Annotated in this window: 16 protein-coding genes; 3 read left to right on the plus strand and 13 right to left on the minus strand. The window is 40.7% G+C overall.

Annotated features, from left to right (window positions below; translation table 11 throughout):
* Position 1: 1 nt before the first annotated feature.
* The 11 genes from A2003_RS14155 to A2003_RS14205 form a co-directional block, all read right to left on the minus strand.
* Positions 2–1,363 carry a restriction endonuclease subunit S gene (locus tag A2003_RS14155; RefSeq protein WP_017397399.1) on the minus strand — a complete coding sequence of 454 codons (1,362 nt, stop codon included), beginning with the start codon at positions 1,361–1,363 and terminating at the stop codon, positions 2–4.
* Positions 1,360–2,817: an AlbA family DNA-binding domain-containing protein gene (locus A2003_RS14160; protein WP_004960785.1), complete on the minus strand. Its 1,458-nt coding sequence runs from the start codon at positions 2,815–2,817 to the stop codon at positions 1,360–1,362. The genes A2003_RS14155 and A2003_RS14160 overlap by 4 nt, the downstream gene beginning before the upstream one ends.
* Positions 2,807–4,537 (minus strand): class I SAM-dependent DNA methyltransferase, encoded by a 1,731-nt coding sequence (locus tag A2003_RS14165; RefSeq protein WP_004960788.1) that lies wholly within the window; start codon positions 4,535–4,537, stop codon positions 2,807–2,809. The genes A2003_RS14160 and A2003_RS14165 overlap by 11 nt, the downstream gene beginning before the upstream one ends.
* A gap of 240 nt (positions 4,538–4,777) precedes the next feature.
* On the minus strand, positions 4,778–5,677 hold the full coding sequence (locus A2003_RS14170) for a recombination directionality factor (protein ID WP_004960791.1): 900 nt from the start codon (positions 5,675–5,677) through the stop codon (positions 4,778–4,780).
* A gap of 139 nt (positions 5,678–5,816) precedes the next feature.
* The gene (locus A2003_RS14175) at positions 5,817–6,890 is read right to left on the minus strand and encodes a YqaJ viral recombinase family nuclease (protein WP_049174358.1); all 1,074 of its coding nucleotides are present in this window, start codon (positions 6,888–6,890) and stop codon (positions 5,817–5,819) included.
* A gap of 85 nt (positions 6,891–6,975) precedes the next feature.
* Positions 6,976–8,013 (minus strand): DUF932 domain-containing protein, encoded by a 1,038-nt coding sequence (locus tag A2003_RS14180; RefSeq protein WP_004960797.1) that lies wholly within the window; start codon positions 8,011–8,013, stop codon positions 6,976–6,978.
* Positions 8,014–8,124: 111 nt separating this feature from the next.
* Positions 8,125–8,424: a hypothetical protein gene (locus A2003_RS14185; protein WP_004960801.1), complete on the minus strand. Its 300-nt coding sequence runs from the start codon at positions 8,422–8,424 to the stop codon at positions 8,125–8,127.
* A 140-nt stretch (positions 8,425–8,564) separates the two neighbouring features.
* Entirely contained in the window at positions 8,565–8,945 is a 381-nt protein-coding gene (locus tag A2003_RS14190; RefSeq protein ID WP_004960803.1) for a hypothetical protein, read from the minus strand.
* Positions 8,946–8,956: 11 nt separating this feature from the next.
* On the minus strand, positions 8,957–9,538 hold the full coding sequence (locus A2003_RS14195) for a hypothetical protein (protein WP_004960804.1): 582 nt from the start codon (positions 9,536–9,538) through the stop codon (positions 8,957–8,959).
* A gap of 17 nt (positions 9,539–9,555) precedes the next feature.
* On the minus strand, positions 9,556–9,816 hold the full coding sequence (locus A2003_RS14200; RefSeq protein ID WP_002126044.1) for a hypothetical protein: 261 nt from the start codon (positions 9,814–9,816) through the stop codon (positions 9,556–9,558).
* Positions 9,817–10,615: 799 nt separating this feature from the next.
* On the minus strand, positions 10,616–10,993 hold the full coding sequence (locus A2003_RS14205; RefSeq protein ID WP_004960814.1) for a hypothetical protein: 378 nt from the start codon (positions 10,991–10,993) through the stop codon (positions 10,616–10,618).
* A 240-nt stretch (positions 10,994–11,233) separates the two neighbouring features.
* Between A2003_RS14205 and A2003_RS14210 the strand changes: the two genes are divergently transcribed.
* Positions 11,234–12,160 carry a chromate resistance protein ChrB domain-containing protein gene (locus tag A2003_RS14210; RefSeq protein WP_002123395.1) on the plus strand — a complete coding sequence of 309 codons (927 nt, stop codon included), beginning with the start codon at positions 11,234–11,236 and terminating at the stop codon, positions 12,158–12,160.
* Positions 12,157–13,503, plus strand: a complete 1,347-nt coding sequence (chrA, locus tag A2003_RS14215) for a chromate efflux transporter (protein ID WP_279979077.1) — start codon at positions 12,157–12,159, stop codon at positions 13,501–13,503. Before A2003_RS14210 ends, chrA begins: the two co-directional genes overlap by 4 nt.
* A 41-nt stretch (positions 13,504–13,544) precedes the next feature.
* On the opposite strand, the gene dmeF is transcribed toward chrA, so the two are convergent.
* Positions 13,545–14,528 carry a CDF family Co(II)/Ni(II) efflux transporter DmeF gene (gene dmeF, locus A2003_RS14220; protein ID WP_002123401.1) on the minus strand — a complete coding sequence of 328 codons (984 nt, stop codon included), beginning with the start codon at positions 14,526–14,528 and terminating at the stop codon, positions 13,545–13,547.
* A gap of 57 nt (positions 14,529–14,585) precedes the next feature.
* Between dmeF and A2003_RS14225 the strand changes: the two genes are divergently transcribed.
* Complete coding sequence (locus tag A2003_RS14225; protein WP_004644596.1) at positions 14,586–14,852, plus strand: metal/formaldehyde-sensitive transcriptional repressor; 267 nt, start codon at positions 14,586–14,588, stop codon at positions 14,850–14,852.
* 396 nt (positions 14,853–15,248) lie between these two features.
* On the opposite strand, the gene A2003_RS14230 is transcribed toward A2003_RS14225, so the two are convergent.
* On the minus strand, positions 15,249–15,374 hold the full coding sequence (locus A2003_RS14230; RefSeq protein ID WP_004644597.1) for a YHYH domain-containing protein: 126 nt from the start codon (positions 15,372–15,374) through the stop codon (positions 15,249–15,251).
* Between the last annotated feature and the right edge of the window lie 137 nt (positions 15,375–15,511).

Raw genomic sequence — 15,511 nt, forward strand, 5'->3', positions numbered from 1 at the left:
CTCAAGCCACCTCGTCCTGCACACCTGACACATCTAACTCACCCGACAATAATTTGGGTAATAAGGTATCCCTTAAAGCTATTAAGCTATTATTTTCATATAAATTATTTTTTATATGCCCCATAATTTTTTCAACTTTAGACTCAAACAAGTCCATCATTTCTATGCTTGGTTTAATAGAAGTAACAGTATCAAATGTTGATTGAGTAATGGTATCAAATACAGCACCATGAGTATTTTTCTTTAAAACCTCTACTGCATTTTTTATCAAATAGTAGGTCATAAATTGCCTTACACCATTTATTCCTTGAACACCATAACAAGATTGGTTCATAGCCATTTCATAACCAACCAATGCTATTTTTCCTACAGTGCCTCTAGCAGTTATAATTGTAGTTCCTACAGGGAGTAATTTCGTTGAACTTTTATTTAAACCAAGTTCTGAAATTTTTTCTTGTGTAGTAATAACAAAAACTTCACCTTCATTTGGAACATCTTTTACAGAGAACCAGAAAATATCACCATTCCAATAATTTGGCTCAGATCTTTTAGGCGTTCCCCCACCAATTAGTGTGATCATTTTTGATAGCGAATATTTATCCCACCCCTTCGGCACTTCCCCTAGCTCACTTTCTACCAACTCATCAGGAAACAGTGTAGCTGTCGCTTGTAACTCTGCAAAATCTTCCTTTGCCATCTGTTCAACCTCAGCTTCGCTTTTACCGCTAATCGCACACATCGCAGCAAGTTCAGCGTCTTTTCCTTCTTGTTTTGCTGCAATTTTGGCACGAACAGGGTCAAAGTCGATAAACCAACTTTTAAAAATGGTTTGAGCAATAGATTCAAGGGTTTGGTTGATTTGGTTATTTAGATGGATTTTGTCGTCTAGTGATTTTAAAATTTTACCTATTTTTTTCCGTTTACCTTTCTCTGGTAATCGTAGATTAAATTCTGCCAATGCTTGCCAAGAAACTCTTTGTCTTCCAGAAGTTCCTTCCATTCTTGAAATTGCGTAACTTCTAAAATCAGGTAATCGTGCGAGATAGTAAACAAAATCTTCGTCGTCTTTTGACTTTGCTGACAAAACTATAAACTCTGTTGAACCGTGGGCGATACAACCTACTGGTAAATTTTCGACTTTAGCTGTTTTACCATTTTCTAAGCATGGAGTGATTCGTGCAAATAAGGTATCACCATTTTTAAATTTTGCTCCGCCACCATTAAAAACTTTATTCGAAACTTCATTAATATCTCTGCCATTTACAGGTAAAGATGCCATATCAATAAAAGGAAATTCCTTACCTTTAGATAACGGACGGCTGGGATTAAAATCCACAATATCCTTTATTGTCTCAAAACTCACACCTCACCCCCAAATTCTTTCTTAATCGCCCAATAGCCACGTGTTCCACCCACACGCTCAAGCCAACCTGCATCTTTTAAACTCTCTAAATGCTTCTGTATGGCTGACTTATGAATGCCCAATTGCTCAGTCATTTGACGATAAGAAATTTTCGGCTGTTGTTGGATTAAGCCTAATATCTGGATTTGCCGTTCAGTTAAAATATAGCTTTCGGTTGTACCACCTGACTCCGCGATTGTACCACTGACTGTACCACCTAAATCCTCGATTGTACTACTGACTGTACCATCTACCATATCACTGACAGATTCGATTACAGGGCGATACAACTTCACATCGAAGAAATCACCCGTTTCCGAAAACTCAGGTGTTGTGAGTCCTTCCACTTCACACATTTGTATAATACGCTGCAAGCCACTGCCCCAGTGCTCAATGTAGCCCAACTCTCTAAACACACGTGCCAATACCCTATTACGAATTTCCGAACGACCATACAGCAAATCATCTTCAGTTAAACCATTAGGTAAACCACCTGGGGAGACGATATTGACCAAATCATCATAAACTGCGACTTTAATATTACGTCCAAAGTTACTGTAATCTCGATGTACATAAGCATTAATCAGTGCTTCACGAATGGCACTTTCGGGGATTTCCAAATAGTCGTAACGCTTTAAGCCACGAATTTCGGCACGCAAAGATAAATGATTTTTAATAAAAATTTCTGTTTGTTCAATTTGTGAAAACAAATCACCTATGTATTCTTTACGGTCTAAAAACACACTCATATTGGTGCCTTTAAATCGGGCGCATTGAGTCATCACATGCTCATATTGACCGAGCAAGATCAATAAACCATGACTGGCATAACGCTGTCCTTGCTCTTCAATCACCAGTTTCAGATTCAACATCTTTTCTAAAGTCAGTGTTTTATCAGCAGCTTTGAACGCTGCTTCCAAAACTGTTAAATCGAGCTTTTCCAAAGGGTATTGATAATTGGCTAAAGCATCGAAACTTACATTCAGACGCTGCAATTCTAATTGCTGAATGTTTTCTGGTGAAGCAACACGATTGCTAGCACCTATGCGTATATACGTACCTTGCTCACGTCCCATGGGTTTAAGGTAATATGGAAATAAACTTCCTCGAGCAACCTCGACCACCAACAACTCGATACCATCTATATTCTCAACATAAATTTGTACAGCAAGTTGCGGAACGCATAACTCATAAATCATCGAGGTGATTTTATCTTGCAGGTCAAAAATATCTTCTTGAATACCTACTAATTGTCGATCATCAGTCACCCCAATAATTAACTTTCCGCCACTACTATTCGCAAAAGCAATTAATGTTTTGGCAATCTGCTGACCTTTAGGTAACTGCTGCTTAAATTCTAACGTTTTACTTTCGCCTTTCTGAATCTCAAGCAGCAAGGGTTGCTCAGAATTCATAACCTAAGCCCTTTAAATTCTTATTAATCTCTGCTTCTAAAACAGCACTTTCAGCAAACTGCTGTTTAAGTTGTCCTGTTAAGCGTGCCATTTTCTCAGCAAATGGCTCGCCATCATCTTCCTGCTCGACTGCACCGACATAACGCCCCGGAGTCAGTACGTAGTCGTGCTTTTGTATATCTTTGAGCTCAGCAGAGAAACAGAACCCTTTCTCATTTTGATACGCTTCGCCTTCAAAATTTTCGCCTTGTTGCCAAGCATGTAAAGCATTGGTGATTTTAGCAATATCTGCATCGGTAAAGTCACGCAGTACGCGATCTTTCATATAGCCCAAATTACGGGCATCGATGAACAGAGTCTTGCCTTCACGGTTGGCTTTCTTTTTATCTAAAGACAAGCCATTCTTTTTGTCCTTGGTTAGAAACCAGATACAGGCTGGAATTTGCGTGTTGGTAAACAGTTGTCCCGGTAACGCGACAATACATTCCACCAGATCGGCTTCAATCAGGTTCTTACGGATCTCACCTTCATTATTGGTATTTGAGCTCATCGAACCATTGGCAAGTAGCAATGCCATACTGCCTGTAGGTGACAAATGGTGCAGCATGTGTTGCATCCAAGCAAAGTTAGCATTACCTTGTGGCGGTGTACCATACTTCCAGCGCACATCATTTTCTAGAGAAGCATGCCACCAATCCTTGATATTAAAAGGCGGATTGGCCATAACAAAGTCAGCACGCAAGTCTGGATGCTGATCCTCTAAAAAGCTGTCTGCATTCTTTTTACCGAAATTAAAATCAATCCCGCGAATCGCCATGTTCATGGCAGCCAATTTCCATGTGGTCGGATTGCTTTCCTGCCCATAAATAGAAATATGCTTTTTCTGTTCGGAGGCTTTGTAATGCTTTTCCTGAGCATGCTGTTCAATGAACTTTTCACTGGATACGAAGAATCCACCTGAACCCATTGCAGGGTCATACACACGACCTTTATAAGGCTGCAACATTTCAACAATCAAGGTGACGATACTTTTAGGCGTGTAGTACTGCCCACCCTGCTTGCCTTCAGCCAAGGCAAACTGTCCCAAAAAGTATTCGTAAACATGCCCGAGAATATCTTTACTGTGTAGACTGAGTTGCTCACCGTTATATTCTGGATTAGTAAAACTGGTGTCAGAAAAAGTATTGATCAGATCAAGTAACTTGTCATTGTCCAGCTGGTACTGTCCAATACGATTCAGAATGCCCTTAAGTTTTGGATTGGCTTTTTCAATTTCATCAAAGGCATTATCAATCAGCCAGGATACAGAGCGTAGTTTGACGTCTGCACCTTGTTCATCCTGCCAAATGACTGAGCCAATTGGTAAAGCGGCTGCATCACGGATATTTGACCAGCGGCCTGCTTTTGGCACCCAAAACACGTTTTTTTCTTGGTAGTAATCCAGTATTTCTAGTTCGTCAGCAATAGCCTGTTGGTATTCTTCTTCACTGTCGTACTGATCGCGCGGCATGTAATAGATGTTGTGATCGTCTTTTTGTGCAAACAATTCTTTGAGTTCAGATTGCCGTTCATCAAAAGCATCTGATACGTACTTTAAGAAAATCAGTCCTAAAACAATATGCTTATAGTTGGCTGCATCTAGACTGCTGCGTAATTTGTCGGCGGCTTTCCAAAGCTTGTCATCTAAGTCATTTAGAAATTTTTGTTCCAATGAATGCATTTTATTTCCTCAATCTAAGATCAACCGCTTTGGTTTTATACTTAATGTTAAACAATGTTGCTAAGTTAGCATATCTACGACCTATTAAAAGTCATGCACTTAACAAAAAAAATAGAGATTAATTAAGTCTTGTTATTTTAACGGGATAACTATAGCTAAAATAGTACTTTGACGACTCCCACGACTAATACTGTCGTAAAAAAGAGCAAACTAGAAAGCTGCTCTTTTCCAACCAACCGATTAGTTGACGGGTCTGACTGATTGCTGCAACCCCTGCTGAATATCCTGCACAAACCCTTCATGCGAAGCTTGTTGCTCCACCGTTCGGTTTTGTTCTTGTTCAGGGTAGTATTCCTCCAGCACCTCTAACCCTTCCTCTATATCCGTTTCAAACCGCGCATTGGCAAAACCCTTCCTTGCCGTAAAGTCCAAAGCCTCCTGATAAAACCCAGCTTGTTTACTCTGTTCATCAATTTGCTTCGCCTGAATAATCGCCTCATTCAGACTAATGCCCTCCCGTAAAGTCAGATCCACGTAGTACACCGGCTGACGATAACTTTGCGTTGTACTTTTACCTCGTAACATCAATTGCAGTGGCAAGCATGAAAGCAATCCATTCGATGCTGCATGGTAATAGCTCAAGCGTGCTGCCAAAGTCCGTATGCTGTTAAAGCCTGTTGTTCTAAAAATGAATGTGCCAAATTCATCCGACTCATCTAAATTTACATGCAAACGTCCATAGGGCTTGCAATGCCCACCCTGAGCCAATGGACACAAATCAGGTGAAGGACACGGATGCTGTTCAACGCCTTGATTGGTTAACCGCTGGCAGGTTTCTCCATTGCCGACACAGATCGGACGGCCAGTCTGTCGATCAAACAGACTATATTCTGCACGTAGGTTTAAGTCAGGATCATTGAAAATCATTCTGACGGGTATTGAGCGCAGCTTTTGATTGGGGGTATTGGCTCGAAGCTGTTCATCCAGTGGATGTTTCACCCATCCTTCTTTGCTTTGAATTTGGGACGTAATGGTGAACTGATCATCTTTTTCCGGTAGGCGTTTGCCGTTCTTTTCTACTACCCGACCAATACTGATACGCCCCAAGATGGGTGGTGTGATTGCTAGACCTTTAATCATATTGAAATTCCTCTGTCGTTGAGATGTTTAGATGTGTTGCACTGTTTGCTTAAATTAAAATCGGCATAAAAAAATCCCATGCAGGGCTGCACGGGATTTCAGATTGCTTCTTGCTGAGTGATTAACTCTAAACTTTGAGCTAATCGTGATAAATGTTGAAACGACGGCTGCCTGCTTTCTGCAATGGGTACTGTTGGATGAGTTCAGGTTGGTGCTGAAGTAAGGATTTGATGTCCAGGCTAATACTATCCTTGCTCTTCTTCCATGTCACTGAACCTTGCTGAAATACGGCACGTTCATGTTCCTGCATCAGTGCCTGAACTCGGTGTTTGAGTAGGTCATACTTGCTTTGGTGTTGTTCAATCTGCTTCTTTTCTTCAATCAGTTGATCAAACAGTTCATTAGCAAGTTTCACCTCCGTTAGATCAACACAGCTCAGTGGGGTATGTTCAGGATAGAGCTGCTGTAAAGCTTTGGCTGCCGATTCACTGGCATCCACTGCTGGTGGAACGTCATTTTCAACACATTCCCAAAATAATCGTTCTGCCTGAATGATTTGTTCAATCAGGGCTTCATTACGACTGACTTTGTAGATTTTGGTTTCCTGCCCACACAGCAACACACAAATATGTGCCGCTTGTTTACCTGTCACCGCCAGTTGATGTTGTACCTGACACAGTACATACAGAGGTACACCCAACTTCCACAACTTGGCTCCATATTCACCTGCGGTTTTGCATTCTAGGATTTGCACGTCTTCATTGCCCACCACGGCATAATCCAAGTTTGCCAACATAAAGGCTTTATCAGGATCAGGGTGCTGTAACACCGCATTGACCCGACGGACTTTATTATTGGTGTGCATGCTGTAGTATTCTGCGACCAAGGGTTCTAACTGCTTGCCCCAATATAAAGGTGCATGTCCTGAGCTTTCATCTTCAATATTTTGCTGTACCCGTCCTGTTTTAATCATCCACAGTTCTAGCATCGACATATAAGGATTCAAGCCACAGGCAGCTGCGGCATCACTGCTGCCTATTCCCTGTTTACGCACTTCCAGCCATGCCTGATAGTCCAGTTGTTTGGTGTTGATCAGACGTTTGGCATTTAAGCTGCGTTTTGAACCTGATTGACTTTGTTTAGGCTTGTCATTGGCTATAGTTGGTAAATACTGAGATTGAGATGTTACTGTTGGGTTTATAATCTGATTCATGGGTTTATCCTTCTATCATTGATTTTAAAACGGCATAAAAAAAGCCACATCCGAAGATGTGGCAAAGAGGGATACAAGATAAAATTTAGGCTGCAAGATATAATGCTTGCTCTAATCCACGTTGCTTTAATGCTGCCCCTGCACCAAACCAAGCAGAGTCAAGGCGGTGATCGGTACTCATCGCACGACGTTCATGGTCGACAAACTCGGTGATCGCACAAAGTAGTCCATAGGCGGTGTCTTTGGCTGAAGATAAGTCTGCTCCACGTCCCTGCCCATTAAACATATTCATGACTTTGGTCATGGCACGTCCATTCGGTTCAGTTTTATTGGGTTGTGGATTGGCTTGAGACGCGACATTACGGTAGTACTGAATAATGTTATCCTCCTGTTCCATCGCACTTAGGCTATTGTTGTTAAATACCGCATCAAAATAAGCCGCTGCTTCTTTCTGGGTGACTTTACGTTGGGTGAGTTGTTTCATTTCATACATGTGGTCGTACCATGTTTTCACTGAAATACCGAGTTGATCTTTGACTTTGTCGGCATCAAACTTAGTACTGTGCGGTACTTTGACCACGCCTGCATTGGAACTCTGCCCTCGTAAGGCAATCGCTAAGGTGTTGTTGCACACCACACGGATATTGGTGAATTGTGCTGTGGTCGCCAACGTACCGTCACATGCGGTTGCTAGCAGAATATAGCCATTGCTGACATCTCCACCTTTCAATTCTGCAGTTTGTCCTGTACGCGCCAAGGCCCAGAACTTTTTCCCGCCTTTTAGGACACCTGCGGTTTCCAGTTCAAAGCCGGATTGCTCAGTCAGATCACGGTAGAACTCCAGAATTTCCATCGGTTGGACTTCTTGATAACGCTGACTCACCACCGATAAAGGAGCATGGGTATCTGAACGGTACAGTACCCGTTGTTCTTCATACGGCATGATGATGCTTTGTCCACGCGCGTTTTGAGCCATGTAGCTGACATTAGATGATTCAATGCGCCAGTCCATACCTGCTTGCTTGGCCCAGACTTCAATCGGTTGGTTTTGGCTAAGTTGATTGCCCAGACCATGCCACGGGGTTTGTCCGACATACGCCATTTGTTCAATTTGATGTGCCATTTTGATTATTCCTTAAATAAAAGTGAAAGATGTAAAAATGCAGAAATGCGCTGTAAGGGTTTAAACAATCCATCTATTCAAAGATGTAACCGTGTAAAGTCAGAGATGCGATTACGGCACCCATGCAAACGCTTGTTGGCAATCCAAACAGAGATACTGCTCGGCATTGCTGTAATATTTTTCATAGCAGTACTGACTGACAATAACCAATACACCACCCACCACAACACCGATGGCTGCGCCTGTAAAAGGCGGGAATCCTGCCTTTTTGGCAAGCTGCATGCCGAACAGCGCCATCTGTGTCGGTGAAATACAGCGTTGCAGTTGTTCGAAATAGTTGGCGTTTGCATGACTTGAATCAGTCTGTCTGACATGGGTGGACTGACAATAGGGGCATTGAATTAAGGACATTGAATATTCCTTGTTAAATGAATTGGGTACGAAAAGCTGAATTGAGGGCATAAAAAAACCGTGCCCATTGAGGACACGGTTTGATTTGGTGTTTCATCTAAATTTAAATGCTGTGTTTTAACATTTAGAATGCAAGACGGTTATTGAAAGCTATAGCTTGCAGTGCCTTTATCTGTTTCGACATCAACCTGCACCACATTACTGTAGCTACAGTCTGTTAATTTCAGTCTTAAACGTTGCCCCATCTTAAAATGCTGCGGATATTCCAATGATCGACGATAGCCTTCATAACGACATTGTCCATGATTGACAGAAACATGGCTGACATCGATAGGCTCTGCAATATTGGAACGGATGGTCAATACCGTAGCGGATTGATTTTGGGCATACCAGTTACTGGTATCAATTACATCGAGTTCGACTGTAAACGTGTTTGGATCAAGGCCAGCATTACAGCCACTCAACATGATGCCTGTCGTTGTAGTCACTGCGAGGAGTAAGGGTTTTAAAAGTTGTTTCATCAAGTTCATCCTTAGCAGTAGTTATAGCTCACGCCATAATCACCTGTATTTAAATCAATGCTGGCCAGATGGATTTCACAGTCTGTGCCGTTATCAAATTTATAGACGTAGTAGCGATTACCCGCTTGCTCCGACTCCAGTGCGCCATGTTCTTGCAAGCTAAAGTCTTGCACTGATTTGCCTGTATCTTTTGCGGCTTTGGCAAAGATATAGCGCTGATACTTGTCTATATTGTCCTGCTCAAATTCAGGCAGTTCATCATAAGGCAGCATCGACAGTAAGGTATCCACTGCCTTAAGGTTTTGATCAAACTCAAAACTCAGCAATTCAGGTTCATGATCTGATGGACTCAAACGCTTGCTTCCCATGGTCAATTCTTTGACATCGATCCCATCCACTTCTGCTGCTGCAATCTCAGTGGATACTGCTTCTGAATTGGCAGATTCTAAAGGTTGTGCAGAGCTGACCTCAGAAGTGTTGGCTGGAACCGTTTTTTCAGTTGCGTGTTTAGGGCTAAAGAAGTAGAAGCCTGCGATGCTGATCAAGGTCAGGGCTAAGATTGCCGCCAAGCCCAATATGGTTTTTTGGGTCATTTGAATGTTCCCCTCATTTAGTTGGGCACAGTGACTTGACCATTCTGCGCATTAAAGTGAACAAAACGTGGACAACCACCTTGAAAGTTCACCGTGAAATTACGCCAACCACGGTTGCCAGGATTGGTTTTATAAAGACATTGATAAACCCCACCGCCTGTATGACGTGCTTGAACAAGGTAGGATTCACTGGCTTGTGCAAACCAGCCTGCCTGCGCCAATGATGCGCCTGCAAGTAGTGATGAAATCAGGGCAGTTTTTAGGAAAGTTTTAAACATCATCATTTTCTCTTTTTTTATAGGCATCACTGGTCTTGGTCTTAATCAGACACAGTGTTCCCCATGTCATAAATGTTGGAATGAATATCTATGTTTTTTTGAAGTGTTATAGACGATAAAGCACACAAATCTATGCCCCTCAAAACAGCATGAGAGATTCATCTTCATATCGGTAATATGTACTTGAAAAAGTTTTATTCTTATAAAGTGATCGACACAGCAATGCATGAAATACACAGCATCAGGTCACATTACCCCTGTGGTGTAGATCGGGCACACATAAAAAAGAGAAATATAAAAGACGGTCTTGATGTAAGCGCATGGCGTACTCCTAGATGATTTAGAAGTTCTACCAAAATCACTGTCAAATAATGGTGGTAGAACGAGAAAGGGTTGACAGACCAGTCATCTAGGAACCGGCACGCACAAGGCGTCCCTCCCTCGCCCTACCGCAACGAAGGGGGACGAACGAGTTCGCCACCAAAAAATTACTTTTTTGATGTGCTAGATGATAACGGTCTGTCAAAACCGACTGACGATGTAGGTCAGCAGGCTAAGGATAATCTGCACGCTGTAGAGCGTCAAGCAAGTGCAGGACTCTGATATAAATTTTCAGCGCCGTACAGGTGCTCCATCAAACCATTTAAATCCTTTAGGGTAAATGCAAATTCTATTCGGAAGCCCAAACTGACCCGTTTGATTCTCCGGCATGCTATTTAATGCACCCAAAGGACAGCCCCCTTCTTCTTGCATAGTCCGCTCAACCCTCAGCGCTTTTTGTGCATCAGCATCGGAAAGCTCATGATGCATTTCTGGATAAACGCATGTGCCCAGATATCCAGTGCTCTCTGCTATCATTGCAATATCCCAAAGGATCAGCATAGAGTGATCGGTTAAAGCTCAGATAAAAGTGGATCACATACCGCTGCTGAACATCATCACGCACAATCCGATAAAAACGATAGACCACCTGCGTTCGATACCAAAATACTGTGGCTAAACTATTTTGGAAATTTGATAAAAATCGCTCTAACTGTCGCAAATCGATAATTTCATTTCCACCCTCATTTAGACTTAGTTCCAGTTTTAAATCCGCTGCATCAGGATAGATCTGGCTTGTATTACGGTAGGATTCTCTCAGCTTTTCAATCCGCTTCTCGTAGCGCTCAGCGCGCACAATAAACACAATCCAAGACACTGATTTTTAATAAATTTCATTAATTCTTGTTCTACATTTACCGTAAAAACTACCGCAAAAAAGATCTGTACACTACCCGAAAATTTCTTAGATATAGTGATGATCCATACGTATATCAGCAAACAATATATCAGATTTCCTGAATAACAAATTCAGTATAAAAATTACCACAATTAAATAAATTGTTATAACCTATACAAAACTTGTAAAGTTTATAACATGAATATAAGCATCCTCATTTCTAGCCTTTCCACACAAAACTCTTCTGCTCGAATGAGAATTTGGCGTTCCATCAAAAGCTGTGGTGCAGCAACTCTGCGTGATGGTGTATATGTTCTACCTAATGAACAAAAGCAGCGCTTTGACCCCATTATTGACGAACATCAAAGTGCCGATGGCATTGCCTATCTATTCGATTCCGTTAGCAACAATAATTTAGACTTAATTCAACTATTTAATAGAAAAAGTGAATACTCTGAATTTTTGCTACAACTGAATGAAATAGAGAGTTCACTGAATGTTGAGCAAAAAAATGAACATTTAAAAAGCATTAGAAAATTAAGAAAGCAACTTTCATCTCTCATCGATATTGATTTCTTTCCTAATGAATTACAAAACACAGCCTTAAACGCGATATCAAAACTCGAACTTAAAATTCATCACCTAGGGGAATCAAATGAGCCCTCTTCTATAAATAGTGATCTACCTTCTCTTAATCTTCATGACTTCCAATCTAAAACTTGGGCTACGCGAAAACGACCTTGGGTGGATCGTTTAGCTTGTACGTGGCTCATTCAAAAATTTATTGATAAAGACCCTACTTTTATTTGGCTACAAGATATTAAAGATTGTCCAGCAGATGCTTATGGTTTTGATTTTGACGGTGCAACGTTTACCCATGTTGGTGAGCTTGTGTCATTCGAAGTACTTTTACACAGCTTTAATTTAGCCGATAAATCACTTCTGAAAATCGCTGAAATTGTCCATTACCTAGATATTGGCGGAAATGAGCCACCAGAAGCACTTGGGCTAGAAAAAATATTACAAGGACTAAGAAGCAGTATTCATGCTGATCAACAGTTGGTGGAATTATCCAATCACATTTTTGATGGTCTATATACCAATTTTAAAGGCGAGAATTCATGAATCAATTGCAAGAAAACGATTTCGAGCCCAATCCAGAGGTTAGCTTTAAAGAGGCCATACTGTTTTGGTTAAAACTCGGATTTATCAGCTTTGGCGGGCCTGCAGGCCAAATCTCTGTCATGCACCAAGAATTGGTAGAACAAAAAAAATGGATCTCTGAAAAGCGATTTATGCATGCGCTCAATTACTGCATGTTGCTTCCGGGGCCTGAAGCACAACAATTAGCAACCTATATTGGCTGGCTAATGCACAAAACAAAAGGCGGTATCATAGCCGGACTATTTTTCATTTTACCTTCCCTTTTTATTCTCATCGGTCTTTCATGGGTCTATGCAAAATTTGGAAATGTACCTGTCATTGCAGGGCTTTTTTATGGCATTAAACCTGCTGTCACCGCTATCGTCTTTCATGCAACCTATCGTATTGGCAGTAAGTCACTGAAGAATAAATATATGTATGCTATTGCATGTGCCGCATTTATTCTCATTTTTGCCTTTAATGTTCCGTTCCCCCTTATTGTGCTGCTGGCTGCTTTAAGTGGTTATCTCTTAAGTAAATTTGACCCAAAATTATTCACTAGCAATGTTCACGCATCAAGTCTCAAAGACTACGGGAAAGCAATTATTGATGATGATACTCCCACACCTGAATATGCCATTTTCAAATGGTCTCGCTTGATTAAATTGCTGGTTGTTGCAATTATTTTGTGGTGTCTCCCTATAGCATTACTGACAGTAGCTTATGGCTGGTCTCACGCTTATACACAAATGGCTTGGTTTTTCACTAAAGCAGCCTTAATGACATTTGGTGGAGCTTATGCGGTTTTACCTTATGTATATCAAGGTGCTGTTAACTTCTATGAGTGGCTTAAACCAACCCAAATGATCGATGGTTTAGCGTTGGGTGAAAGCACACCCGGCCCACTCATTATGGTCGTTGCTTTCGTTGGGTTTATGGGCGGGTACAACCTTGACCTATTAGGGCCTGAACATAAGTTTTTAGCTGGTGCTTTTGGAGCAACAATTGTTACTTGGTTCACCTTCCTATTTTCGTTTGTGTTTATTCTCGGTGGAGCACCCGTAATCGAATCCACTCACAATCAAATCAAATTTACTGCACCACTGACAGCAATTACCGCAGCCGTTGTCGGCGTAATTCTTAATTTGGCCCTCTTCTTTGCTTACCATGTACTATGGCCAAAAGGGTTTGAGGGGCAATTTGACTACATAGCTGCAGTAATAACCATACTCGCTTGTATTGCTCTCTTTAAATTCAATCAAAGTGTATTAAGAGTCATCGGTGCTGCTGCAATTTTAGGGCTTATCATTAAACTAAGCATATAAAAAAAGAGCAGCTCAAATGAGCTGCTCCTTTTTATCTATTTTTATACTGCAGCTTGGAGTCTAGAACTTGTATTAATTTCTACTGAAACGTGCACAATTTCCTCATGAATAGATAAGGCTTTTCTGACTTCATCTGCCGTGATATTTAAACTGCTTACATCTAGTGACAAGATACAAGAAAACTTACCTTTACCTACCTTCCATACATGAATATCAGTAATTACGATTCGGCTATCTAAGTCATCAATGACTTCCTGAATTTCTTGAACAACTGGATGTTCCATTTCAGCATCCAGTAAAGTTTTGCCTGTCTCGCGAATAAGCCCCCAAGACCAATGTGCGACTAGAAATGCACCTACAATACCCAAAACTGCATCTAAGAAATCCCAGCCAAAAAATTTACCTGCAAATAATGCAATGATCGCTAATACAGAAGTCACAGCATCTGCAACGACATGTAAGAAAGCCGCTTTCTGGTTTAAATCATGTTCATGATGCCCATCTTCATCATGGTGATGGTGTCCATGATCATGATGGTGATCATGTTCGTGGTGATGATGGTGATGATGCCCACTATCGTGTAGTAACCAAGCACAAATAAAGTTCACAGCAAGACCAATCACTGCAATTGATATTGCTTCGTTATAGTGAATATTGACGGGATTAAATAGGCGCTCCACCGATTGTATTCCCATAAACAATGCCACAACCATGAGTAAGATCGCACTAGAGTATCCAGCTAAAATTTCTATCTTCCATGTACCAAAACAGAATCGCTGATCTTGTGAATATTTACGTGCCATTCGGTATGCGAAATATGCTAAGCCCAATGCCAGCATATGTGAACTCATGTGCCAGCCATCTGCAAGTAAAGCCATCGAATTAAAGAACCAACCTCCAAAAATTTCAAAGACCATCATGACGCCCGTCAGGATTGTCGCAATTAAAATTTTCTTCTGCGCTAGCGGATTTCCTTCATCGAATTGATGCGTATGGTTGCTTTTAACATTACTTAGATATTGCATTTTTTTATGCCATCAATAATACTCCCCTACAGTATATTTAGTTTGGACAGAAATGCTATGTCTCATTTGCATCAAGACAAAAAAATTTTAAATCGGGTTAAGCGTATTCAAGGACAAATCAACGCCGTTGAGCAGAGTTTGGCCGACCCTAACAAATCATGCATAGAAGTACTGCAACAGGTCGCTGCAGTCCGTGGTGCTGTGAATGGATTAATGAATCAATTGATTGAAGCACATCTAAAAGAGCATGTAATCAAAGATAAAGATGCGATTAATAAAGAAGAGTTAAAAGAGTTTTTAGCATTACTCAGCCGCTATCAATAAAATGACATGATAAAAAATCTCTTTTCAATTTTTATAGACTTGATATGATGAGTACATCTTTATTGCTTAATAGTTTATATGCGACCCCGAATACGTAAGTTTTTAACTTCTCTTTATTCAACTCCAGATTCAAAAGCGCTCGAAATAAAGTTCAATTTAAGTCATCACTGTGACTTTGAACTTTTTAAAAGGTTTAAAAAAACCAACTGCCAAAGCATAAAAAATGCGATTCACAGTATCCTTTATGAGCGAGGCTATACAACTGCCGAAATCTCCGTATTAACAAACTAATTTTTAAAGTTAGCCTCATACTTTGTATGGGGCTTTTGCATTAATGATTACATTACTATTTTATTTCAACTCATAAAAAAGAGGTCTTTTGACCTCTTGTAGACTTTAATGACAGTGGTAATCACCTGTTTTGCTGTTAGTATGGCAACCTTGTTTATTTGTACCACCCGAATGCGCATTTGTATAAGTTACAAACATTCCCAGCACACAAACTAAAACTATTTTTTTCATTTTTGTATCTTCCCCGAGTTGAATAAAACTTTTAGATTATAGAATAACCAAGTTCCTTAGGACTTACGCATTGACGGATTCAAAAAAGTACTAAAATACTTTATAAAGTATCTGTGATCAGACGAATTAAACATGCT

Origin of the sequence: Acinetobacter sp. GWC1_38_13 (genome assembly GCF_001767535.1) — a bacterium.
GTDB lineage: Bacteria > Pseudomonadota > Gammaproteobacteria > Pseudomonadales > Moraxellaceae > Acinetobacter > Acinetobacter junii.